Annotated in this window: 25 protein-coding genes; 16 read left to right on the top strand and 9 right to left on the bottom strand. The window is 70.2% G+C overall.

The features are described from left to right. Window positions 1-641: IS701 family transposase (locus tag ABT130_RS05915; RefSeq protein ID WP_350953222.1), on the bottom strand; the 641-nt coding region annotated here is incomplete at its 3' end. Between the two features lie 279 nt (window positions 642-920). After that, on the bottom strand, window positions 921-1,970 hold the full coding sequence (locus ABT130_RS05920) for a helix-turn-helix transcriptional regulator (RefSeq protein ID WP_350953224.1): 1,050 nt from the start codon (window positions 1,968-1,970) through the stop codon (window positions 921-923). A gap of 174 nt (window positions 1,971-2,144) precedes the next feature. On the opposite strand from ABT130_RS05920, the gene ABT130_RS05925 reads away from it, so the two are divergent. The 3 genes from ABT130_RS05925 to ABT130_RS05935 all read left to right on the top strand — a co-directional run bounded on the left by ABT130_RS05925 (window position 2,145) and on the right by ABT130_RS05935 (window position 4,093). Further along, window positions 2,145-2,606, top strand: a complete 462-nt coding sequence (locus tag ABT130_RS05925) for a cupin domain-containing protein (protein WP_061253105.1) — start codon at window positions 2,145-2,147, stop codon at window positions 2,604-2,606. Window positions 2,607-2,673: 67 nt separating this feature from the next. After that, entirely contained in the window at window positions 2,674-3,603 is a 930-nt protein-coding gene (locus tag ABT130_RS05930) for an AfsR/SARP family transcriptional regulator (protein WP_350953226.1), read from the top strand. Continuing rightward, a complete protein-coding gene (locus ABT130_RS05935; RefSeq protein ID WP_350953228.1) occupies window positions 3,578-4,093 on the top strand; it encodes a cupin domain-containing protein in 516 nt (171 codons plus the stop codon). Before ABT130_RS05930 ends, ABT130_RS05935 begins: the two co-directional genes overlap by 26 nt. A gap of 639 nt (window positions 4,094-4,732) precedes the next feature. Here ABT130_RS05935 and ABT130_RS05945 read toward each other — a convergent pair. Both ABT130_RS05945 and ABT130_RS05950 read right to left on the bottom strand, forming a co-directional pair. After that, a complete protein-coding gene (locus tag ABT130_RS05945) occupies window positions 4,733-5,701 on the bottom strand; it encodes a 5-methylcytosine restriction system specificity protein McrC (protein WP_502992085.1) in 969 nt (322 codons plus the stop codon). Then, on the bottom strand, window positions 5,593-5,859 hold the full coding sequence (locus ABT130_RS05950; protein ID WP_350953232.1) for a hypothetical protein: 267 nt from the start codon (window positions 5,857-5,859) through the stop codon (window positions 5,593-5,595). Before ABT130_RS05950 ends, ABT130_RS05945 begins: the two co-directional genes overlap by 109 nt. Here ABT130_RS05950 and ABT130_RS05955 point away from each other — a divergent pair. The 4 genes from ABT130_RS05955 (at window position 5,834) to ABT130_RS05970 (ending at window position 8,788) form a co-directional block, all read left to right on the top strand. Next, window positions 5,834-6,076 (top strand): RidA family protein, encoded by a 243-nt coding sequence (locus ABT130_RS05955; protein WP_502992086.1) that lies wholly within the window; start codon window positions 5,834-5,836, stop codon window positions 6,074-6,076. The genes ABT130_RS05950 and ABT130_RS05955 overlap by 26 nt on opposite strands. 451 nt (window positions 6,077-6,527) lie before the next feature. Then, window positions 6,528-6,869 (top strand): PadR family transcriptional regulator, encoded by a 342-nt coding sequence (locus ABT130_RS05960; protein ID WP_350953233.1) that lies wholly within the window; start codon window positions 6,528-6,530, stop codon window positions 6,867-6,869. Further along, complete coding sequence (locus tag ABT130_RS05965; protein WP_350953235.1) at window positions 6,866-7,744, top strand: hypothetical protein; 879 nt, start codon at window positions 6,866-6,868, stop codon at window positions 7,742-7,744. Before ABT130_RS05960 ends, ABT130_RS05965 begins: the two co-directional genes overlap by 4 nt. A 201-nt stretch (window positions 7,745-7,945) precedes the next feature. Further along, window positions 7,946-8,788: a DUF4184 family protein gene (locus tag ABT130_RS05970; protein WP_350953237.1), complete on the top strand. Its 843-nt coding sequence runs from the start codon at window positions 7,946-7,948 to the stop codon at window positions 8,786-8,788. 259 nt (window positions 8,789-9,047) lie between these two features. Here the strand turns inward: ABT130_RS05970 and ABT130_RS05975 are convergent, their stop codons facing one another. Next, window positions 9,048-9,674, bottom strand: coding sequence for a hypothetical protein (locus tag ABT130_RS05975; protein WP_350953239.1), 627 nt, complete (start codon window positions 9,672-9,674; stop codon window positions 9,048-9,050). 122 nt (window positions 9,675-9,796) lie between these two features. On the opposite strand from ABT130_RS05975, the gene ABT130_RS05980 reads away from it, so the two are divergent. Continuing rightward, window positions 9,797-10,141, top strand: a complete 345-nt coding sequence (locus ABT130_RS05980; protein WP_350953241.1) for a hypothetical protein — start codon at window positions 9,797-9,799, stop codon at window positions 10,139-10,141. On the opposite strand, the gene ABT130_RS05985 is transcribed toward ABT130_RS05980, so the two are convergent. Next, window positions 10,142-11,024, bottom strand: a protein-coding gene (locus ABT130_RS05985) for an IS5 family transposase (RefSeq protein WP_350953243.1) whose coding sequence is annotated in 2 segments (ribosomal slippage) — window positions 10,142-10,498 and window positions 10,500-11,024 — 882 coding nt in all. Because the reading frame shifts where the segments join, the coding sequence is not laid out codon by codon here. It abuts the gene before it with no gap. 30 nt (window positions 11,025-11,054) lie between these two features. Beyond that, the gene (locus tag ABT130_RS05990; protein WP_350953245.1) at window positions 11,055-11,588 is read right to left on the bottom strand and encodes a sensor domain-containing protein; all 534 of its coding nucleotides are present in this window, start codon (window positions 11,586-11,588) and stop codon (window positions 11,055-11,057) included. Window positions 11,589-11,967: 379 nt separating this feature from the next. Between ABT130_RS05990 and ABT130_RS05995 the strand changes: the two genes are divergently transcribed. Both ABT130_RS05995 and ABT130_RS06000 read left to right on the top strand, forming a co-directional pair. Further along, window positions 11,968-12,681, top strand: a complete 714-nt coding sequence (locus tag ABT130_RS05995) for a hypothetical protein (protein ID WP_350953247.1) — start codon at window positions 11,968-11,970, stop codon at window positions 12,679-12,681. A 12-nt stretch (window positions 12,682-12,693) separates the two neighbouring features. After that, window positions 12,694-13,560 carry an alpha/beta hydrolase gene (locus tag ABT130_RS06000; protein ID WP_350953249.1) on the top strand — a complete coding sequence of 289 codons (867 nt, stop codon included), beginning with the start codon at window positions 12,694-12,696 and terminating at the stop codon, window positions 13,558-13,560. Window positions 13,561-13,615: 55 nt separating this feature from the next. On the opposite strand, the gene ABT130_RS06005 is transcribed toward ABT130_RS06000, so the two are convergent. Both ABT130_RS06005 and ABT130_RS06010 read right to left on the bottom strand, forming a co-directional pair. After that, window positions 13,616-14,275, bottom strand: coding sequence for a LuxR C-terminal-related transcriptional regulator (locus ABT130_RS06005; RefSeq protein WP_350953251.1), 660 nt, complete (start codon window positions 14,273-14,275; stop codon window positions 13,616-13,618). A 4-nt stretch (window positions 14,276-14,279) separates the two neighbouring features. Beyond that, window positions 14,280-15,014 (bottom strand): helix-turn-helix domain-containing protein, encoded by a 735-nt coding sequence (locus ABT130_RS06010; RefSeq protein ID WP_350953253.1) that lies wholly within the window; start codon window positions 15,012-15,014, stop codon window positions 14,280-14,282. 126 nt (window positions 15,015-15,140) lie between these two features. Here ABT130_RS06010 and ABT130_RS06015 point away from each other — a divergent pair, with 126 nt between their 5' ends. From ABT130_RS06015 to ABT130_RS06040, 6 genes are read left to right on the top strand one after another with little or no spacing between them, the layout of a single operon-like run. Then, complete coding sequence (locus tag ABT130_RS06015; protein ID WP_350953255.1) at window positions 15,141-16,640, top strand: argininosuccinate lyase; 1,500 nt, start codon at window positions 15,141-15,143, stop codon at window positions 16,638-16,640. Then, entirely contained in the window at window positions 16,637-17,542 is a 906-nt protein-coding gene (locus tag ABT130_RS06020; RefSeq protein WP_350925347.1) for a GHMP family kinase ATP-binding protein, read from the top strand. The genes ABT130_RS06015 and ABT130_RS06020 overlap by 4 nt, the downstream gene beginning before the upstream one ends. Next, complete coding sequence (locus ABT130_RS06025; RefSeq protein WP_350953257.1) at window positions 17,539-18,570, top strand: PLP-dependent cysteine synthase family protein; 1,032 nt, start codon at window positions 17,539-17,541, stop codon at window positions 18,568-18,570. Before ABT130_RS06020 ends, ABT130_RS06025 begins: the two co-directional genes overlap by 4 nt. Further along, on the top strand, window positions 18,567-19,874 hold the full coding sequence (locus ABT130_RS06030; RefSeq protein WP_350953259.1) for an ATP-grasp domain-containing protein: 1,308 nt from the start codon (window positions 18,567-18,569) through the stop codon (window positions 19,872-19,874). The genes ABT130_RS06025 and ABT130_RS06030 overlap by 4 nt, the downstream gene beginning before the upstream one ends. Before the next feature lie 48 nt (window positions 19,875-19,922). Beyond that, complete coding sequence (locus ABT130_RS06035) at window positions 19,923-21,026, top strand: GntG family PLP-dependent aldolase (RefSeq protein WP_350925341.1); 1,104 nt, start codon at window positions 19,923-19,925, stop codon at window positions 21,024-21,026. A gap of 23 nt (window positions 21,027-21,049) precedes the next feature. After that, window positions 21,050-22,483 carry an MFS transporter gene (locus ABT130_RS06040; protein WP_350953261.1) on the top strand — a complete coding sequence of 478 codons (1,434 nt, stop codon included), beginning with the start codon at window positions 21,050-21,052 and terminating at the stop codon, window positions 22,481-22,483. The last annotated feature ends 522 nt before the right edge of the window (window positions 22,484-23,005 follow it).

The following is a 23,005-nucleotide window of genomic DNA, read 5'->3' on the forward strand; positions in this document are numbered from 1 at the left end:
TTGTCGCCGTAGGCGGCATCGGCGACCACCACCGGCGCCGTCAGCCCCCAGACAGCAAGCTCATCGAGCATCTCCAGGGCCATCTGCCATTTGGGGCGATGCCGTTCGGTGGCGGGGATGGCGCACCGGGCACGGCGCGCGCCGATCTGCTCGGCCACCTGCGGATCGGCGGCTTGGTTCTGATCCCAGGAGGCGGGCAGAAACAGCCGCCAGTTCAGCGGGCAGGAGGACACATCGGTGATGGCGTGCACGCTGACGCCGATCTGGCAGTTACCGACCTTGCCCAGCGTGCCGGAGTACTGCCGGGCCACCCCCGGTGACCCCTTACCGTCCTTGACGAACCCGGTGTCGTCGATCACCCACGCCCGCGGAGCGACCGCCTGGACCGCGCGAGCGGCCAGGCACTGGCGTACCGCGGCGAAGTCCCAGGTGGAAGAGGTGACGAACTGCTGCAACCCTTGGTGATCCACCCCCAGGCGCTCGGCCATCGGCTGCATCGACTTACGGCGACCGTCCAAGAGCAGTCCCCGCAGGTAGGTGATCCCCTTGGCCCGCTGATCCGAGCGGGCCAAGGGAGTGAACACCTCAGCGGCGAACGTCTCCAACCGCCGACGGATATGAGCGAGCTGTTCGGGGGTCACGCCCGCATCGAACCACCACACGACCAACCCGACCAGCCACAACAGGCTGACCTAACAAAGCACTACTAGGGCCTGTACGGAGTTGAGATCAGAAGGATTCGTCTGCGCCTTGAGCTCTGATGCTGGTAAGCCATCGCCATGGCGCGTGGAGACCTCACTGACGAGGAATGGTCCTTGATCGAGCCTCACTTACCCCGACCCGACCCTCTGATCGAAAGAGATGACCGAAGACGTCGTCAAACGCGATCGACGCTCCATCGCTAGCTTCCTGTCCCTGGATTAGGAACCGCGGAGACGACCGACGAGCTGGTTGCGGCTGCGCACGCCGACCTTCGCGAAGATCGATTTGAGGTAGTCCTGAATGGTGTAGGCCGACAGATGCAACCGATCGGCGATCTCGGCGGTGGAACGGCCCGTGAGGACCTCCTCGCACACCTCTCGCTCCCGCGCGGTGAGGGCGTAGGAGGTCAGCATAATGCCGATCACCTCGTCGACGGGCACCGGTTCGACGGTGATGAGCACCCGCTCGGCCGACGAGTCCAGGGGCATCAACTGCGCGGCGCGGAGCGCGACCCAGGTCCCCGAGATGTCACGCATGCGGGCGTAGGCCGCGCCGGTAGGGGAACCGGACAGCGCGGCGGCCACCGCCTGCAGTGCAACGTTGAGCCAGCCGGGGCGTGTCGCCTCCCAGGCCTCCAGCCATTCGAGGGCGGCGGGCGTGGCGCCCTTGAACTCGCCGCCAGCATCGAGCACGATCACGACCGGGCCGCCGGAGCACGCACTGGTGCCGGGCATCCTGCTCCTGTTCGCCGTCCGCAGCGCTATGCCGATCAGCGGAGCGACCGAGGCCAGGAAGTCTGCCTCGGCCGTGGAGAAGTCGGGTCCGCCAGGGCCGCGCATCAGGCCGGCGATCCCCCAGCAGGCACCGTCGCTGACGAAGGACGCGCGTAGGTCGAAGGCCACCCCGATGGACTTGTAGAGCTCGTTGACGCGCCGACTGCGCACGACCTCGCCGAACGGCTGGTCGGAGAGCCGGCCGATGGGGACCTGCCTCCGCGCGAGGTCGGCGAAGCTGTTGCAGTCAGAAGGACCGTACTCGATCTCGGCGAACAGTGCCTCCTGCTGTTTTGAGGGGTTGAGGTCGACCGTCACCGAACCGGTGGGCAGCATGGTCTGCGGGTCCACAGCCGCCCAGCAGGTGGCGTCGTACGGCACGACCTGGCCGACCACGTCGATCGCCTCCTGCTGGACGTCGGCCGGGCCCAAGCCGGCCGCCGCGACGGCGGATAGGGCGCGCCTGGCCTCGCGGGCCCGTGCCTGGTTCACCATGGTCCCAGTATCGAAGAGTCCTCCGCCGGCCACCATCCCAGATTCCTGGGGGTGCCGGCCGGGCGAGATCCCCCTTCGCGTGGGATGGAGCGCAGCCGCACCTGGTTCTTAACGTGAGAGCGCAATGCCGGTAGCACCGGGGACTGCGACCCCAGTGTCACAGAAGGAGATTCGATGTCCCAGCAGATTCACCACAGCCTTGCCGGCGAGGGCAGGGAGCTGTTCACGGTCGACAGCACCGCGACGGTGAAGGTCGGCGCGGAGCACACCAATGGCGAGTACGAGTTGTTCGAGATCGACGGCGAGCGAGGTAGCTTCGTCCCGCCGCACCGGCACCCCTGGCCTGAGTCGTACTACATGCTGCACGGCAGAATGTCAGTTCAGGTGGGCTCCAAGCGGTACGAGATGGGCCCCGGCGAGTCGATCACGGTACCCACTGGTGCCGTGCACACCATCGAGGTGCGCAGCAAGGCCGCGAAGTTCCTGGCTTTCAGCCTGACCGACGGCACCGGAAAGCTCTTCGCCGACCTCGACGCGAACGTTCCCCCCGGGCGCGCGATGGAGGAACTGGCTCCGCTCATCACCGAGATCGCTGAGCGGAACCGGACCAGCTTCATCGGCCGTCCCGCACAGTAACCGCTCTCATTCAGGCCGGCCGAGGGAGGCCCCGGCCAGGGGCCTTCCGTCATTCATGGAGGAGATCATGGACTTCCGGCTACTCGGTGAGACGGCGGTGCTGGCGGCTGACGGCACGTCGCTTGATCTCGGCCCCAGAAAGCAGCGCATGGTGCTCGGCGCGCTGATGCTCAGGGCAGATAAGACCATCGACATCGAGCAGCTCATCGACGTGATCTGGCCGGAGACCGCGAACAGTCGCGTCGCCGTGAACAGCCTGCATGCGTACGTGTCCAAGCTGCGCCGGATCCTCGAGCCGGGTACGGAGCGACGCGGCAACTACGAGATCCTCACCAGGCGCTCCAGGGGCTACCGCCTGACCGTCCGGCAGGAGTCCCTGGACATCGGACGGGTGCGCATCCTGGCACAGGAGGGCCGCAAGCTCTTCGCCGCGGGCCACAGCGCGCAGGCGTCGGCCTATCTGCGCAAGGCACTCGCCGAGTGGCGCGGGGCGCCGCTAAAGGATTTTCCCGACGGGCCATGGATCCGTGACGAGGCGCACTACCTGGCCGAGTTGCACAGGGGCCTCATCGAGGAGGCGGCGGAGGCCGATCTGGCTCAGGGGCTCGGCCCTGTGCTGGTCCCCGAACTGGGACGGCTGCTGGCGGCCTTCCCGTACCGGGAGCGGCTGCGTGCGCTCACCGCGCACGCGCTCTACCAGGCGGGCCGGCAGGCGGACGCGCTGTCCCTCATCGCCGAAGGACGCAGGCAGATGGCCGAGGCCTTCGGTCTCGACCCCGATCCTCGCATCCGCGTGATGGAGGATCGGATCCTGCACCACGATCCCTCGCTCACCCCGCGGGAGGTAGTGCGACTGCACGGCAACAGCTGTGCGAGGGGGCGGCGTCAGGCGACCATCCGGCTCACTCCGAAGGTGTTGGCAACGTCGCCACAGAGGGGCACTCTGGCGACGACGAAAGGGGCGCTGTCATATGTCACTACCTGTTTCCTCCCATGACGTCGTGGTGGTACGAGAGGCGGAGACCGAGATTCTCACGACCGCCCAGGTGACCGGGCGACTGTATGCCGACAGCAGTCAGGTTGGGGGAGCTCTCAGCGCTCAGCGGATCACCCTCGGGCAGGGAGCCGCGGGAGCGTCGCCGCACCATCACACCAGGGCCAGCGAGCTCTTCTACGTCCTGCAGGGGACGGCCGAGATCCTCACCGGAGAACGCGTCCTCACGGCGGAGCAGGGAGACCTGGTCGTGGTCCCGCCCCGCGCCGTCCACGCCTTCGCCGCCGCCCCCGGAACCGAGGCCGATCTGCTGATCGTCGTCACGCCCGGAATAGAGCGCTTCGAGTACTTCCGCCAACTGCAGCGCGTCGCCAAGGGCGAGGCCGCCTTGGAGAGCATCCTCGAAGCCCAGGACCTCTACGACAACCACTTCGAGGAAAACCAGGTCTGGCAGCAGCACCTTATCCGGCGCGCACCGGGTTATCGGGCTTGATGGCGTGATGCGGCTCCAGGAACCCCCGGGGATCGTCTATGACGACACGGCGTGCCCGGGCCCGGCCGTTGATCGACCTCGACCTGTCGTACCGGCTTCTGGACGCGTCCCCCATATAGGCGCTCAACGGACGGCTCCACCACATCGGCATCGGACGAACCCACACCCGAACCGACGTCGTCCTGCTCGCCGACCTCCAGGTCCGGGTTGTCAACGCCACCACCGGAGGACTCCTCTGCGAGTGCGAGCTGAACATCGATCCCAGCCGCGACTACCAACCCCAGAACAAGCGGAAACCCTCGAGCCCGTAGGTTCGAGGGTTTCCGATGTGTTGAGACATCACAGTGGAGCGGGTGACGGGAATCGAACCCGCACTGTCAGCTTGGAAACCGCATGATCACGGCCAGTCAGAGCCGCTGACCTGCGCGCGGAGCCGGTCATGAGTGACCGTGGTCGCCCCTTGCCACCCTGCCCAATTGCACGACGCTCAGCTAGCGTGGTCCCGCCTACCAGCCGGTCTGTCCCCGCCGCCTTGAGCAGAAGCCCCCTTCACCAGGGCGTGCAAGCTCACCGTCCGGCCACCCTCACGCACCTTCTGCGTCAGCGCGTCGATCCAGACGAACGCATACCGGCCGGCGTTCAGCGGCCGGGAATGACAGGCTGATGAGTCGGGTCAGGGATGCCAAGACCGACGATGGATTCGGCAAGACGCTCCACGGAACCAAGTAGTTCGCTAGGGGGCAGGGTCAGGTCGATGGCGTGTTGGGTGATCTCGATTCCCGTGCCGCGTACCGCGTGTCGGTACGGTTCCCCCGTGGCGTACACCAGGTGGCCGCGGCCGAGGCCGAGTGCCGTGCAGTACGCCAGCATCTGGTAGAGGTCGGCCCCGTCGGCGGAGACTTTGTACTTGCTGTCCAGCACCGCGGCCGGGACCTCCCTGCCGGTGGAGTCGATGGCGTAGTGGACCAGGTCGGGCAGCCGCAGCAACCGGATCGACGCGGCCAGCAGCAGCCGGTTCTCCGCGATGTCGACCGTGTAGTCGTCGTAGCGGACCTCGACGGGAAGTGGCAGCCCGTACCGGCGGCGGAGCTGGTCGGCCTCCCTGATCCGGCCCCGGACGACCGGCAGCGCCTCCTCCATCTCCCGATACCCCTGTAACACTCCCCGCCGGAGCGCCCGGTCGGCGGCCAGCGCGTAGGCGTGCGCGAGTGCCGGAAGCAGCTCGGGGTGCTCCCCCGCGTGCACCTCCTCCTGCCGCCAGCCGCGCGGCCGGCGGGCGTATCCGAGCAGGAAGAACACCCGATCCACCGGGACCTTCGGGGTGATCCGCACCTCGACCCCGCCGATGACCGCCGCGCCCACGTACCCGTTGTCGCGGACCTTCCACAGACCGGCCCTCGGTCCCGGACTCACCCGTACGGCCTTCGCCGCCGACAGCGCCACCGCCTGCTCGGCGGTCAGCTCGTACTCGACCGGTGGAGCCCCCTCCACCAGGTGGATCACGAAGTGATCCGCAGCCGTAGCGCGGCCAGGCCGTACCGCTGGGAGACGTCGATCCCGTCGCCGTAGTGGTGCTCCTCCAGCAGCGGCAGGATCTGCGTCCGCCACACCCGCTCGAACCCCTTCGGATCCTGGTAAATCGACAGACGCATGAGATAGGACGGGCCGATTTTGAAGTCGCGGTCCTCGATCCGGGCGTTGAGCTCGACCAGCAGCCTGGCCGCGTCGTCAGGCAACCCCTTGACCGCAAGCCAGCGTCCCAGCACCTCCCGGGTCGGCGCAGGCTTGGAGGACGTCGTGATGCTCCGCGTGTACCTCACCGATCCCGCCCACCTGGCCGAGATGAACGAGGCTTACGCGGCGGCCGTCGGTGAGCCCTTTCCCACCCGCACCACCGTCTATATGCGGCTTCCGCCGAGACTACTCGTGGAGGTCGACGCCCTGGCAGTGCTGGACGACCGATCAGGATGGCCGGTCGTCTGACGAGGGCTGCATCAGCCTGAGGGTTCCGTCGGCGGAACTGCTGGACGCCCTGTGCGCACCGGCGGGATGACCGGCACCCTCCTTCGGGCCTCGTCCCGTACGTCGCGTCTACGGGCAGGTGCTCCAAGCAGTGGGGGCGTTGCCGCTGGGCATGCTGCAGCCGGGCGATGTGAGCGCGGGCCTCTTGAACGCAGAAGTCCCGGCCCAGTCGGATACGGCCGCACTCCGCATCCGGTGCACGGTCGACGACCTGGGATCGGCCAACCTGTGGGAGCCGGTTCGCAGCACCGCCGTTCGAGCTCGACATGAACAACCGGCTCGACCTGGCCGTCACGGCGGCGGCGGTGCCCGGCCCACGCAGCGCGCCGGACCCGCCAGGACAGCAGTCGACACCGGACACCGCGGCGCCCCAGCATTGTCGATAGGTCGCTGGGCGACATATGTTGAGTGGATGAGCGAGCGTGTATTGCAGGAGCCGACTCTTCTGGTGCTGACAGCCCTGGCGGACGAGCCGCGGCATGGTTACGCCATCGCCCAGGAGGTGAAATCACTCTCCGGTAGCCGGGTGATCTTGCGTACCGGCACCCTCTACGGTGCCCTCGATCGGCTGCAGAAGGAAGGGCTGATCGAGGTGCACCGTGAGGAGGTCGTCGACGGCCGGGCCCGCAAGGTCTACGCTTTGGCGCCGTTGGGGCGGGAGAGGCTGGCGGTCGCGGCGGAGCGGATGGCGGCCACCGCCCGTGAAGCCCGCCGGCGACTGGGGGCCTCCGGGGTGGCGGTGACGCAGGCGTGATCGGGCTGGTTCTGCGCCTGTATCCGCGGCGGTATCGTCTGGAGTGCGGTGAGGAAATCCTTGCCGTCTATCAGCAGACCGTGACGGAAGCCTCCCCTGCGGGCAGGTTCCGGGAGGCCGCGGACATCGCCGGTCACGCGGTGCGGATGAGGCTGGGCGTGAGTTCCGCGACAGCCGCAGGACGATTACTGGCAAGCGCGGCGCCGTTCGCGGTGGCCGCGGCGGCGGCGGGTTGCGGTGTGCATCTGAGCCGCTGGTATGCCGGCGTGGTCGCCTCACCGGCCCCGGTGCGTTTCTTCGCCGACGCGTGGAGCGCGCTGCTGCTCGCTTCGGCGCTGGTCGTCGTCGGGGCGGTCACGGCGCTGACGGGGCGGTGGCGGGGAAGTGTGGTCGCGGTCGCCGTCGGACTCGTGGGGTCGGCCGTCGCGGCTGTCGTCAGCGGGCCCGCGTTCGGCGACCCGATCGTCACCCCAGCCATGGCACTGCTCACCGCCTTGGTCGTGTTGGCCTGTCCGCCCGATCTGATGCCGGGGCCCAGGGTGTGTGCCGCAGCCGGCGTGATGGCTGCCGCGGCGTGGCTGCCGGTGACCGCTCTCTACGCGGACGTACTGCCGATCAGCACCGACTACGGCATGTGGCCCCTGCTTGTACTCGCGGCCACCGGCCTCACGCTGGCTTGGCGGTCAAGGTCACCGGGGCTGACCGAGACGGCCGTGATGACCGCAGCCTGCCCGCCGTTCCTTGCCTACGCCTACACAGGAGCCTGGGGTCAACCGCTTCCCGTCCTGGGGATCGCCGCGGTTGTGCCGCTGGCCGGTGCGCTGGCCGCCGGCGTGCACGCACTTCGCCTTCGCGGCCGGCCCAGCCGGCGCTAAAGCCCTTCACCAGCAGCCCTCCTCAACTCGGGGGGCGGCTTCGTATTTGCTGACCACCCCTCCGAATAGTCAGGTAACCGGCATATATCCTTGGGGGAGTTATCTAACTATTCGGCTCATAGGGCTGTGTGTGCCGTCCTATGTCCGACCGCACCCGGCGCTCGCCCCCGCAGGACCGCGCCGGCACGGAGGAGAACCTCGATGCCGTTCACGCTGTCCCACCCCGCGGCCGTCTTGCCGCTGTTGCGCCACCCGTTCTCCCCTGCCGCCCTGGTCTGCGGAGCCATGGCTCCGGACGCGCCGTACTTCCTTGCCGGCGCGCGCATACCCGTGAGTGCCCAGTCCTGGTACGAGCCGTTCCTCAACGCCACCGTCTCCCACAGCCTGTCCGGCATCGCCATGGGGGTGCCGTATGCGCTGGCTCTCCTGATGCTGTACTGGCTGGTGCGCCGCCCGGCCGCCGACCTGCTGCCCGCCCGGCTCTCCCCGGCCAGGCCAGCCGAGCGCGGCGGTGATGGCCTGCGCCGGACAGGCTGGGTGCTGCTGTCCGTCGTGATCGGCATCCTGTCCCACCTGGTATGGGACTCCTTCACGCACGCCGACGGCTACGTGGTCACTCACCTGAGCGTCCTGCGGTCCTACGTCACGGGGGATCTCACGGTAGCGCGGGTGGTCCAGCACATCAGCACGGTCGGAGGGCTGGTCGCCATCGCGGTGCACTTGTGGCGCCGCCTGAGCCGAGTCCCCGCCGACACCACCGTCCGTGCCGGGCTTCCGGCAGCGGCACGCTGGAGCGTCATAACAGCGCTGACCGTTGCCGCCCTCACCGGCGCCGTGGTCAACATGCAGACCCTGGAGGACTACCGGGGCGGACCTGCCGCAGCCGACCAGGCAACTGTCCAACAGGTAGTGGAGGGAATCCTCTCGGACTCGGCGAAGGGCGGTGGCGCCGCGCTGGCCTGCGCGCTCACCCTTTACGCCTGCGCTTGGTGGGTACACAGGGCGATCCGACCCGCTGTGCCGCACGACTTGAGCACACATTGAACTCCCCCCGGTCGCGTCCCCGGAAATGGTGTACGAGTTTCCCCACCCAGATGGCGTGGCGCCGTCTGTTCCACCACTCCACCGGAGGCACTGCGGTCCAGCCCGGCCGTGGCCGGTACGTCGGATCGGAACACCTCCATGCCCAGCACCTTGACGACCTGGGGATCGGCGCCCCGGCCCTTGGCTCGCCATCCCGGGCAAGGCCGGCCGTCACTGTGCACAATAGAACGGCGGGCGAAACAGGCGGCGAGGGCGGGTTTCAGATCCAGGCCGCGCCGATCTTCGTCACCCACTGGCGGCAGTTCCCGCACCCGGAGCGGGCCTGCCACTTGCCGGCCATGGCGTTCCAGGTCTGAGCATGGAAGTAGAGGGTGTCCCTGGGGATCTTGGACACATCGGTGATGCCGGTGCTGTTGAGGTATGCGTTCATCGCGGCGACCTCTCCGCACGCGGTGACCGGCCACTCCTCTACCTGCGTCACACCGGCCAGGACCTTCGCCATGATGGGGTGCTTCTTGCTGAGGGAATACTCTCCGCTGGTCCCCGGCCAGGTCTTGCCCGTCCCGGCGTGGGCGACGACGGCGATCACCGTGCCGACCTTGTCGCCCGAACCCGTGCTGTATTTCTTGATCAGATGCTGCGCCTCCTGCCGCGCTGTGGAGGCAAGCGAGATCTTCTCCTTACTCTCCTTCTCCTGAGCTTTCAGCGTCTCCATCCGGGTCACGTGGGTCATGAAGGTTCCCCAGCCACCCGTGTCGTTTCCCCCCAGCCACGCGACGAGCTCCTCCCGAGCCGTGCTCTCGCTCTTGCCGTTGTAGGTCACGGCGTACGCCAGGCTTGTCAGCTTCTTGGCGATATCCTCAAAGGGTGCCCGTTTGCTGACCATGTCGGGTACGTGGTCCTTGATGTAGGTCTGAAGGTTGATTCGAACGGCACTGGCCCACTTCGAGAAATCCGTCTCCGGCCTAGGTTCTGTCCGGCGGATCAAGGCGTCGTACGCTCCAGAACATGCACAGCACTCTGACGGAGCACGCCCGGTGTCTCTACGGAGACGAGTACCGACCTACGCCAGAGTGCGACCTCGACCATCAGGAGCACTACTTCCTCGAGGAGCTGACCTTTGCTGACGCGGATTCGCTCCTGGCCATGCTGCGTGAGCTCTGCCCGCACGCGGTCGACGGCCAACTGCCGGTCTGGGTCCGCAACTTGTCCTATCGGCTGGTGCTTTTGCAGCGACCGGACGAGCCGGCGCTGATGCGAGAGGCCGCCGAGAACCTGTGGTTGCACGGACCGGACTGGGACGACATCGCAGCAGACCTGACGCGGCGGGCAGCCGCTCTAGAAGCGGGCTGATCACGGCTTGAGCCAGAGGCGGATCGAGGCCACGGTGACGGCGCCATGGAAGACGTACGCACGTTTATCATACCGCGTGGCCACGGCCCTCGAATGTTTGAGCCGGTTGATCGTACGCTCGGCTTCGTTCCGGCGCTTGTACAACTCCTTGTCGAAACCGACGGGCCGTCCGCCTCGGCTGCCCCGGCGTCGGCGGTTGGCCCGCTGATCCCTCGGCTCGGGGATGGTGTGCTTAATCTGCCGTCTGCGCAGGTAGCGACGGTTGCGGCGGGAGCTGTAAGCCTTATCGCCACCCAGGTGATCGGGGCGCGTGCGCGGATGGCCACCGCCCGGTCGCTTGACCCGGATGCGTTCAAGCGACCGGGATCAGCTGCGGGCTGTCGCCCCACTGGCCAGGCGTGACCAGCAGGGCCGGCGGCCGACAACCGCCCTCCCCGGCAACGTGGATCTTGCAGGTCAGACCACCCCGGGAGCGTCCGAGTCCTTCGTCGGAGCGGTGCTGCCGAGGTGTCGATCTCCTCTTCGGGAGCCGCGGTGCTTTGCGCGGCGCCCCGGCCGCATGCTGGTGGGCCCGGCACGAGGTGGAGTCGACGCTCACCATGCCCCAGTCCACCCGCCCCTGGGCATCGGCATCGGCTTGGACCGCCCGGAGGATCCTGTCCCAGGTGCCGTCCGCGGACCACCGACGGTGGCGCTCATAGACGGTCTTCCATCTCCCGAACCGCTCCGGCAGATCCCGCCACGGGATGCCCGTGCGGATCCGGAACAGAATCCCGTTGACCACCTTGCGGTGGTCACTCCAACGACCACCCCTGCGCCCGGACTTCGGCAGATGCGGCGCAAGTCGCGCCCACTCGTCATGTGTCAGATCGCCCCGCCCCACGACCGGAATAATGACCCCAAGGCAAGACGGTCACATGATCCGCCGGACAGAACCTAGCAGGACGCGCGCCAGCAGCCGCTCGGGAAGCAGCGCGGCCCGCAACGCCCAGGGGGCGAGGGCGAGCAGCGCCAGGCCCGCCGCACCCAGCAGCAGAACGTGCGGCCAGGCGCCGGCGTGGACATCCCCGTTGCGGAGAAGTCCCAACGCCCACCGGATGGGGAAGGAGGACAGGAACAGGCCGCCACCCCAGAATCCGGCGGCGGCCCCCAGAGCCGGCAGCACGGTCAGGGGTTTGACCAGCAAATACGCGGCCGCCCGCCATCCCACCTCGTCGCCGAGTGCGGACGCGCACCAGCCGACGAACCCCGGACGCGGCCCGAAGGGGGCGGGAGCCGGTGTCCGGACGCCCAGCAGCAGGCGGGCCAGGCCGAGGTGCACCGCCCCCAGGCATCGGGCTCCCCTGACTCCGGCGGCCAGCATCGGCAGGCCGACGAGTGCCGTCGACCACGACGCGCTCAGCAGCATGAGCAGGAGGTGGCCCATGCCCGCGACGGCCGGCGGCACCCGGCCAGCACGTAGACCAGCTCGCGCCAGGCCCGTCCCGGGAGCGGCGCGGCGAGGATGCCCGGACCGGAGTCCGGTCCGGGGGCGCCGGCCTCGCTCCCGGGACGGACGGTGCCGGAGACGCGTCAGGACTCACGGGCGGGGTCACGGGCGGGAACGGATTCGGAGGCGGAAGGCCGAAGCGGGGCGGCTCATTCCTTCAGCCTGCCGTACCACGAGCCCGCCCGACATCCGGCAAGCCTGGGGGGATATCCCGATATTTCATGATGGATGGTCCCGTGGCGTCCGGCGGGCAGGGCCACGACGGTGGAGGGGTCGGCGCTTCTGGAGCGGCCGGCACCTACGGCGAAGCGGTCGCCGTGCAGACGGAGGAGTGTGGATGCTCGGGAAGATCGGATCATTGTTCACCGGACTGGTCGCGGCGTCGGCATTGTTCGTCCCACCGGGGGCGGCCCTGCCCGCGGCGGGGACCGCGTGGGCCTCCCCACCGGAGGGGGCGGCTCCGTTGGCGGGGGGTACGGCGTGGACCTCCCCGCCGGCCGGGACGACCCCGTCGGCGGGGACCGCAGAGGCGTCACCGTCCCCGGCGGGATCGGCCTCCGGCCTGGAGTGGAAGGCGTGCACGGGGGAGAACCTGCCGGAGGGGATGCGGTGCGCCGCCGTCACCGTGCCGGTGGACTGGAAGAAGCCGCGCGGCCGGAAACTCACGCTGGAGCTGGCCCGGCTCCCCGCCACCGACCCGGCGAACCGGATCGGCAGCGTGCTGCAGGTGCCGGGAGGGCCGGGAGCCGAGGGGGTGGAGGACCTTAAGGATTCGGCGCCCGGCCTCACTGAGCTGCGCAGGCGCTTCGACCTCGTCGGCTACAACCCGCGCAATACCCGCCTGCGGGAGAGGCTGCCGGCGGTGTGCCTGGAGATCGGGCCGCAACTGGTCGAACCCCGCGACCGCGAGGAGTACCGCGCCCAGGCGGCGGCCCTCGGGGCGGCGGACCGCAAGTGCCAGGACGCGGACCCCACCGGCCTGTCCCGTAACCTCGACTCCCTCTCCGTGGCCCGGGACATGGAGGCCGTCCGCGTGGCCCTGGGCGAGTAGCGGCTGAGCTTCATGGCGAACTCCTACGGCGGAGTGCCCGCCGCCGCGTACGCGCGCCTGTTCCCCGAGCGCATCCGGGCGATGTACCTCGACGGCGTGGCCGACCAGACCATCGGGTGGGCGAACCTGCACCTGATCAATGCCGCCTCGTCCGAGCGGGGGTTCGCGCGGTTCACCGCCTGGTGCGCGGCCGACAGCGCCTGCGCGCTGCACGGACAGGACGCGGGCGCCATCTGGCGCGGCCTCACCGAGAGGCTGGACCGGTCTCCGGCCCCGATCTCGTCTCCGGAGTTCGGCGAGGGGAGGCTGACCGGCTGGTATCTGAAGATGCTGGGCTTTCCGGGGAATCCGGGGCCGGACAACGCGGCGTGGGTGACCTTCTCCAAAGCGGTGGACAATGCCAGGAACGGTGACATTTCAGGCTTCGAGGGGCATGCCCTCGGCAACCTGTGGATCTGGACGATGCCGCTCCTGCACATGATGACCTGTGCCGACGACCGCGGTTACCGTGGCTACGAACAGTTCCATGAGCACTCCCGCCGGATACGGCAGGCCTCCCCCAACCTGGGCGCCGGAGCGCTCGACATGCTGTCCTGCTCCGGCTGGCCGCGGCCGGTCGCCCACCCGTCCCGCCCGCTGCCGACACGCGGCCTGCCGCCGTTCCTGGGAGCCGGAAGCTGGAGCGACCACGACATGACCGCCAGCCTGGTCGGGAAGGTCCCCGGTTCGACGACGATCCAGTACGACGGCCCCGGCCACGTCCTCTACATGCCGGGTAACAACGGACCGGCCAGCAGGTGCGTGATCGGGCACCTCACCCGCTATCTCGTCGACCTGAGACTTCCCGCCCCCGGTACCGTCTGCCGCCCCGGGGAATGACTCCCCAGCCCCTGCCGCCCCGCGCCCCCTCGCCGGGCCCGGCGCGGCGGGCGGGTCAGACGACGCCGGCCTTGTGGGCGAAGACGGCCATCTGCAGGCGGTCGCGGAGATTGAGCTTGCACAGCAGGTTGGAGACGTGGAACTTGACGGTCGCCTGGCTCACGTACAGCCTGCTCGCGATCTCGGTGTTGTTCAGCCCGTCGGCGACCAGGACCAGCACCTCGTGCTCGCGCTCGGTGAGCGACTTGACGGCCTCGGGCGGGCGGTAGGGCAGCCCGTTCTCGAACCGCCGCAGGAAGCTGCTGGCGACCTGTGGCGCGAAGAACGCCTCCCCCCGCGCGATGGCCCTGATCGCCCCCACCAGCTCGTCCTGGTCGCTGGAGCGCAGCAGGAAGCCGCGGGCTCCGGCGCGTACCGCGTCGAACATGGCCTCCGGCTGCTCGGTCAGGATGACGCTCCGCACCGGACCGACCAGGGAGTCGGCGCGGAGCCGCTCGGTGACCTGGATGCCGTCGAGGCCGGTGAGCCGCTCGTCGACGAGTGCCACGTCGGGCCGCAGGCCGCGGGCCTTGGAGACCGCCTCGAATCCGTCACCGGCGTCCCCCACGACGCGCAGCCCCGGTTCGGCGGCGAGGATCGAGCACAGCGCAGTGCGGAGCAGCCTCTCCGAGTAGCAGATCAGGACCCGGATATCCGTGGTCGAGCTGTTCGTCACCGTCTCACCTCAGGCGTGCGAGGACGAGGTGCCGGGACGGGACGAGCCCCGCGAGCGGTTCCCTGCCGGTGACGACGACGGCGGTGAAGCCGAGCGTCAGCAGCGGCGGCAGGCGGTCGGCGTCCCGCGCGCCGTCGGCGTCGTCGACCAGCAGCAGGCACCGCCCGCCCGAGGCCGGGGACGTCATGCGAGCTATGCGCGCCAGCCGCGCGGCGGTGCGCAGCTCGCCGGGGCCGCGCCGGTCCCGGCCGAGGTCGAGGAAGAGCACGTCCAGTGCCATCCGCTGGCGCAGCACGTGGGCGCACTGGACGGCGAGGGTGGTCTTGCCGACTCCGGCCGGGCCCGTGACGGTCACCAGCGCGGGTTCCCCGCCACCGGAGGCGACCGACACCACCTCCTCGACCTCCCGCAGCAGCGGGAGCCGGCTCAGCGCGACGGTGCCGCTCACCGAGGGCAGGCCCCACTCCGGAGGCGGCGCCACGGCGGGAGCGCCGAGCGAGCGGGGCGGCGCCGCCTCGAAGGTCACCCGGTCCTCACCGGTCAGTTCAAGGGCGGCGGCCAGGCGACGCACCGAGGTACGGTGCGGGTAACGGGTGCGACCCCGCTCAAGGTCCCGCAGCGTGCGCACGCTCAGGCGGGCGCGTTCCGCCAGCTCCTCCTGGGTCAGCCGCGCCTTGTCGCGATGGGTACGCAGCAGCTGAGCGAATCCCAGGCTGTCGGACAACAGTGCAGACCTCACGTGAATCCTCCCGGTGACGACCAGATGCCGTCAACGTAAGAAGTGCCGGTTATCGCCGGATATCGCCTCGATATCGCCGGTCATTCCTCCTGGTCACCCCCCATGCGCGCTGGCAGCGTGAGACGCATGCTTCCGACAGGACGGATACGACGGGGCCCGGCGCCGCTACTGGACGACGCGGTCCTGACCCAGCGGTTCGACTGGGAGACGCGCACCCTGCTGCGGCACTACCGCTGGATCGAGCTGACCCACACCGGCGAGTACGCCCGCATGGGGCTGCTCGACCGGGACGCGGCCGAGCGGATCCGCCGGGCGGTGCTGGACCTGACGCCCGAGCAGGTCGGCGCCGAGCGCGCGGCGGCCATGTCGGACCCGCTGTTCGCCCTGGAGAGGTGCGTCCAGGCACACGTACTCGAGAGCGCGCACGCCTGGCACGTCGACCGCAGCCGCAACGACGTCCAGGCCTGCGCCCAGCTCATGCTCGGCAGGGAACGGCTGCTGGAGACCGCGACCGCGGTGAGCCGGCTGGCCCGCGCCGCGCTGCAGACCGCGGCCGGGCACACCGAGTCGATCATGCCGGGGTACACCCAGCACCAGACCGCGCAGACCATGACCTTCGGCTTCTACCTGGCCGCGCTCGCCGAGGCGGTGACCGGTGCCGCCGAGTCGCTGCAGGCGCTGTTCGACACGGTCAACCTCTGCCCGCTGGGCGCCGGGGCGATGGCCGGTCTGGAGCTGCCGTGGGACCGGGGGCGGATCGCGGTCGCGCTGGGTTTCGACGGCCCGCAGCCGCACGCGCTGACCTCGGTCGCCTCCCGCTCCTGGGTGCTGCGCACGGCCGGGGAGCTGTCGGTGCTCGGCACCACGCTGAGCCGCTTCCTGACCGACCTGATCTGGTGGAGCGGGTCGAGCTGCCGCTTCATCGACCTGCCGGACGAGCTCGCCGGCATCTCCTCGGCGATGCCGCACAAGCGCAACTTCCCGATCCTGGAACGGGTCCGCGGGATGAGCGGCCACCTGGTCGGGCTCTCGTACGACCTCATGATCGGTCAGCGCAACACCGGCTACACCAACCTCGTGGAGGTCTCCAAGGAGAGCACCCGCTTCCTGGAGGACCTCTTCACGACCTGCCACACGATGCTGGCGCTGTTCGAACGGGTGGTCACGGACGTGCGGTTCCACCCGGAGCGGGCCCGCCGGGTGGTGCGGGACGAGCTGATGGCCGCCTCGACCGTCGCCAACCACCTCACCCTGGAGCACGGCGTGCCGGCCAGGGACGCGCAGGTGCTCGTCGGCGCGTGGATCTCGGCCGCCCTGGAGCGGCTCGGCCCCGCGGACACCCTCACCCCCGGCCTGCTCTCGGCGCCGGACCTGGTCTCCGCGGGCGAACGGCTCGGCTTCACCCTGGCCCTCACGGAGGACGAGGTACGCGAGCTGCTGGATCCGGAGGCGGGCGTGTGGCGCAAGCAGACCACCGGCTCGACCCACCCCGAGCAGGTCCATCTCCTCCTGGAGCAGGTCGGCGACCGGCTGGCCGCCGTCGACCGGGGAGCCGCCGAGCGGTCCCGATGGCTGCGAGACGCCTGGGAACACACCACCGGCACGAAGGCGGGCGAGCTGACATGACCATCCAGATGCCGATCCGGGAGAGCGACGGCCGCAGCGGAGGGGCCGGCCGAGGGCGTGCCCCAGGCACCTTCGGCGAACTCCTGCAGGGGATCCTGGGATCCGGTACGGACTTCCTGGTGACCTTCCCCGTGGACCTGTACGTGGAGGCCGCCTTCGAACCCGATCCCCAGCTGGACCAGGTGATCGTCTCACCGCCGCACAAGAACAAGGCACGGCGCCTCGCCACCGGGATCATGTCCCACTACGGGGTGCACACCGGCGGCTGGCTGATGCTCAACAGCGCGCTCCCCGAGGGCAAGGGCATGGCCAGCTCCACCGCCGACCTGGTCGCCACCGCGCGCGCGGTGGACTCGGCCTTCCGCCTCAAGCTCCCCAACCGGCTGCTGAAACAGATGATGGCCGAGATCGAGCCGTCCGACGGGGTCATGCATCCGGGGATCACCGCGTTCTTCCACCGGCAGGTGCGGCTGCACCGGCGGATGGGCACGCTCCCCCAGCTGACCATCGCCGGGATCGACGACGGGGAGAGCGTCGACACCGTCGCCTTCAACCGGTCGAGGAAGCCGATTCCCGCCCACTGGGCGGTGCGCTACGGCGAGTTGCTCGACCAGCTCACCCACGCCGTACGCGACCACGACCTGGCCGCTGTGGGCCAGGTCGCCACCGCCAGCGCCCGGCTGTTCCAGACCTTCAACCCCAAACCCCATCTGGCGGCGGTGGAGGAGATCTGCCACGACGTCGGCGGGCTCGGCACGGTCGTCGGTCACAGCGGTACGTGCCTGGGCATCCTGCTGGCCCGGCACGACCCCGAGCACGGTCCCCGGCTGGCCCGCGCCCTCACGGAGCTGGAGCGGCTGGGGCGGCCCCTCATCGTCTGTAGGAGCACGAGCCGGACATGACACTCAGAACTGACGCCATCGACGCCATCGGCCGTACTCCGCTGATGCGGCTGCGCGCGACCGGCGGGGCGACCGTCCACGCGAAACTGGAGCTGGCCAACCCGTACGGAATGAAGGACCGCGTCGCCAGGCAGGCGATCCTGACCGCCAGGGCCGAGGGGGTGCTGGCCGACGGCGGCCTGATCGTGGAGAGCTCCTCGGGCACCCTGGCCATGGGGGTCGCGCTGGTCGGCACGTACCTCGGCCACGAGGTGCACATCGTCACCGACCCCCGGATCGACCCGATCACCATGGCCAAGCTGGAGGCGCTGGGCGCCACCCTGGACATCGTGCCCGCCATGACCGGCAACGGCTGGCAGAGCGCCAGGCTGGAGCGGCTGCGGGCCGTGCTGGCCGCCAACCCCGGCGCGTTCTGGCCCAGGCAGTACGACAACCCCGCCAACCCAGCCGCCTACGACCGCCTCGCCGAGGAGGTGATCTCGGAGATCGGCCGGGTCGACGTACTGGTGGGCGCGGTGGGCAGCGGCGGCTCGCTGTGCGGGACGGCGCGGGCGCTGCGCCGGACCAACCCCGCGCTGCGGGTGGTCGCCGTGGACGCCGTCGGCAGCGCCATCTTCGGCCAGCCCGACGTGCCGAAGCGGCTGCAGAGCGGACTGGGCAACAGCCTGGTTCCGGCCAACGTCGACTTCTCGGTCATCGACGAGGTCCACTGGCTGTCGGACCGGGAGGCCTTCGCCGCCACCCTGGAGCTCGCCTCGCACGAGAAGGTCTTCGCGGGCAACAGCTCCGGCTCCGCCTACCAGGTGGCGCGCTGGCTCGGCTCGCGGCTCGACCCGGACGTGTCGGTGGTGGTGATCTTCCCCGACCGGGGCGACCGGTACGTCAACACCATCTACAGCGCCGAGTACCGGGCGGCGCACGGCCTGACCGACCTGCGCCCACCGCTCGCCCCCGAACCGATCCAGCTCACCGACACCGCCGTGACCTGGTCCTACGCGACGCTCGGCCGGTCCTTGGAGTACGCATGAACCCCGTCCTCGTCTTCGTCGAGTCCAACACCACCGGCTCCGGGATGCTGGCCTTCGCCAGGGCCGCCGCGCTGGGGTTCACCCCGGTGCTGGCCACCGCCGACCCGGCCCGCTACACCGGGCTGGCGGCCACCGGGGTGCGGATCGTCACCTGCGACACGGACTCTCCCGCCACCCTGGCGACAGAGCTGCGCCGCGCCCTGGGGGAGATCGCCGGGGTCACCACGACCAGTGAGTTCTACACCGTCGCGGTCGCCCGGCTGGCCGCCGACCTCGGGCTGCCCGGCAACCCGCCGGAGGCCGTCGCCGCCTGCCGGGACAAGGGGCGGACCCGCCGGATCCTGGCCGCGGCCCGGCTGCCCTCCCCCGCCTTCGAACTGGTCGGCCCCTGCGACGACATCGACACCCGAGTCGTGATCGCGCTGTCGCGGATCGCGCTGCCCTGCGTCGTCAAGCCCGTCGACGACACCGGCTCGCTGAGCGTGGTGCTCTGTCACACGCCCGGGGAGGTGGCGGCCCACTGCCGCCGGATCACCTCGGCCGCCGTCAACGTACGGGGCCAGGCCACCGCGAGGACCGCGCTGATCGAGGGCTATCTGGCAGGCCCCGAGTACAGCGTCGAGACGGTCGGCTCCGGCGGGTCGCACCGCTGTGTCGGCGTCACCGCCAAGCGGGTGACGGCGCCGCCGCACTTCGTGGAGCGCGGGCACGTCTTCCCCGCGCCGCTGCCGGCGGACGAGACCCGAATCCTCGTCGAAACCGCGTTCCGCGCGCTGGCCGCCGTCGGCGTCACCCACGGTGCCACCCACATCGAGATGAAGCTCATCGACGGCCACGCGTACGTCGTGGAGATCAACGCCCGTCCCGCAGGGGGCATGATCCCCGAGGTCATCGCGCGGGCGAGTGGCTTCGACCTGCTCGACGCCCACCTACGGGCCGCGGTCGACCTGGAGCAGCTGCCGCTGCCCGAGCGGTTCACCCCGGCGGGGATCGCCTTCCTGCTGCCCCCGGAGCGCGCCGCGACCGGGCGGGGGAAGGCCGTCCTGCGGGAGGTGGCCGGGACGCGGGAGGCCGGTGCCGTGCCGGGCGTCGACACGGTGGCCGTCACCGCGCCGCAGGGTTCCGAGGTGCGGCCGGCCCGCAGCAGCTACGACCGGCTGGGCTATGTGATCGCGCACGCGTCCGGCCATCGCGAGCTGGAGGAGACGCTGAACACCGCGCTCGGCCACCTGCGGCCCGTGCTGCTCCACGAGTTTCCGCCGATCGAGATCCCCCGCCAGGAGTACCGGACCTCATTCTCCTGAATCTCCGCCCCGGCCTCCGTACTCAGAACTCCCCCGATTGGAAATCCCATGACGAGCGTGCTGGACAACCCCCACCTGGTCGCCGGAGAGAACGACGGCGGCGGCGAGATCGAGCTGCGCAGCGACACCTTCACGCTGCCCACCCCCGCGATGCTGGAGGCCGCCGCGAACGCGCCGCTGGGCGACGACGTCTACGGCGAGGACCCGACGGTGGCCAAGCTGGAACGGCTGGCGGCCAACCTGCTCGGCAAGGCCGCGGGCTGCCTGATGCCGAGCGGCACCATGGCCAACCTCGCCGCGCTGCTCGCGCACTGCCCGCGCGGCGGCAAGGCGATCGTCGGCCACGAGTCCGACCTGTACGTCTACGAGGCCGGGGGCGCCTCGATGTGCGGCGGCATCGTCTACGAGCCGCTCGCCAACCTGCCCGACGGGACGATCAGCCTGGAGGACATCGCCGAGGCGTGCACCGTCGACCGTACCGACCCGCAGATCGCCCCTCCGGCGCTGGTCAGCCTGGAGACGCCGCAGAACCGGTGCGGCGGCCTGCCGCTCCAGCTCGACTACCTCGCCGAGGTGGCCCAGCTGACCCGCTCGCACGGCGTGGCGCTGCACCTGGACGGGGCGCGCATCTTCAATGCCTCGGTCGCGCTGGGCATCACCCCCGCGGAGATCGCCTTCTACGCCGACACCGTGCAGATCTGCCTGTCCAAGGGCCTGTGCGCGCCGATCGGATCGGTGCTGGTGGGCGACCGGGCGATCATCGCCCAGGCCAGGCGGATGCGGAAGATGCTCGGCGGCGGCATGCGGCAGGCCGGCATGATCGCGGCCTGCGGCATCATCGCCCTCACCGAGATGACCGGCAGGCTGGCCGAGGACCACGAGAAGGCCGCCCGCCTCGCCCGCGGACTGGCACGGCTGCCCGGCGTACGGCTGAACCCCGGCCCGCCGATCACGAACATGGTCTTCTTCCGGGTACGCGACGAGCGCTACACCACCCGGTCGTTCATCGCGGCGGCCCGGCGCAGAGGCGTCCGGGTGGAGGAACTGGGGCACGGGCGGATTCGGGCGGTGACCCACGCGGGGGTCAGCGCGGACGCCGTCGACCGGGCGATCGGGGTCTTCGCCGAACTGCTCGCCCCCACCGGCCGATGAGAACCCACCGGGGCGGGGAGACCATGCGAACGGACGAGAACAGCACGTCGGCACAGTGGAGAGCGGACACCGGCAGGCCCGCGGAACGAGGAGCGGCGGACCTCTCTGAGAACAGACCGCCGAAACAGCGAACAGCGGACACCGACCGAGACCGGCCTGCGGAACCACAGGCGACGAGCACCACGGCGAACGAACCACCGAAACGGCGGGCCGGGGGAAACGCGGGCCGCCCGGGGCTGGGGCGCTCGTTTCATCACCTGTGGGCGGCGTCCGGCCTGTCGAACCTGGCCGACGGCGTCCTGCTCGTCGGCGTCCCCCTGCTCGCGGTCTCCCTCACTCGCTCACCGGCGCAGGTGGCGCTGGTCAGTGCCGCGACGACGCTGCCGTGGCTGCTGCTGGCCCTGCACGCGGGCGCGATCGCCGACCGCCTCGACCGGCGCCGGATCATGGTCCTGGCGGGCTGGTCCCGCGCCGCCGTGCTGGCCGCGACGGCCGCCGCCGCCTGGCTGGACCTGCTGAGCCTGCCGGTGCTGGTGGCGGCGGTGCTGCTCGCCGGTGCCGCCGAGGTGTTCGCCGACACCTCGGCCCAGTCGGCGCTGCCGATGACCGTGACCGGCGACCGGCTGGGCGCGGCCAACGGTCGGCTCGTCGCCACCCAGACCCTCGGCAACCACTTCCTCGGCGCCCCGCTCGCGGGCCTGCTGGTCGGCATCGCCACCACCGCCGTGTTCGGCACGGCCGCCCTGCTGTACGCGGCTGGCGCGCTGCTGCTGCTCGGCATGCGCGGCCGGTTCCGCCCGGAGGCCGCCCCCGCCCAGGCGCTGCGCGCCGACATCGCCGATGGCATGCGCCACCTGTGGGGACACCGCGCCCTGCGCGGCCTGGCCGCGTACTCCGGCGTGCTCAACCTCGCCTACGGCGCCTACTTCGCGGTCTTCGTGCTCTGGGTGGTCGGTGACGGCTCCCGGGTGGGACTCACCCCCGGCCAGTACGGCCTCCTGGCGGCGACCCTGGCCGCCGGCGCGGTGGCCGGCTCGGTGCTCTCCGGCTCACTCACCCGCCTGACCGGCGAGAACGGCGCCCTGGTGGGCGTCACACTGCTCAATGCCCTGCTGCTGGTGGTGCCCCTCCTCCTTCCCTCTCCCCTGGTGGTCTTCCCCGCCGCCGCGGGCATCGGCGCGGCCAACGCCGTCACCAACGTCGTCTCCGTCTCGCTGCGCCAGCGGCTCATCCCCGAGGGTCTACTCGGCCGGGTGAACGCCACCTGCCGCCTGATCGGCATGGGTGCCATGCCGCTGGGCGCCGCCTCCGCCGGCCTGCTCGCCACCCTGGCGGGCATGTCCGCCGTCTTCTGGTCCGCCTGCGCACTCTCCCTGCTCGCGGCGGCTATCATCCTGCGCGGTGGGGAGGCCGGAGGTCCGGCACGAGGCCACCGCGGGGCCGCGAGCCGCGAATGAGGCGGCTGTCCGACATCACGGTCGGCGCTCAGGAGATCCTGATCCGGTAAAACGCACGGATGGTCCGGCTCCCCACCCGTGGTCATCGGCCGGCGGGTCGGGTCGGATCGGCCGCTGGGGATTCGTCAGAAGTGCGGCCGCCGGCTGCCTGGCCGGGGCGGCGGGTGCGGGCACTGGCCCAGCCGACGAGAGCGGTAGCCAGGTTCAAGGCACTGACGGCCAGCGGGATCCAGGCGGGCAGGTCGTGCATGACGGACTCCAGGAAGTCTCGGGGGTCGTGAGGAAGGGTGAGCCGACCAACGCTGTGTGGTGCTGATGCCCAGTGCACCCGACGTCCGGAGAGTCCGGCAGCGGCGGCGAACAAAGCCGGACGAATCGCTGCGGCTCTCTACCTGCGGAAGGCAAGCTGGTACTTCCTCGGTGGATTCTGCCCGGGCCGAACCTGGACAGGGTGTCCGGCGCTGTTCGCCGCCGGAACCGGACGGAGGTCATCGCCGGTAGCGGCCGGCGATGCGACAGGAT

Origin of the sequence: Streptosporangium sp. NPDC001681 (assembly GCF_040298085.1) — a bacterium.
In the GTDB taxonomy this organism is placed as follows: Bacteria; Actinomycetota; Actinomycetes; order Streptosporangiales; family Streptosporangiaceae; genus Streptosporangium.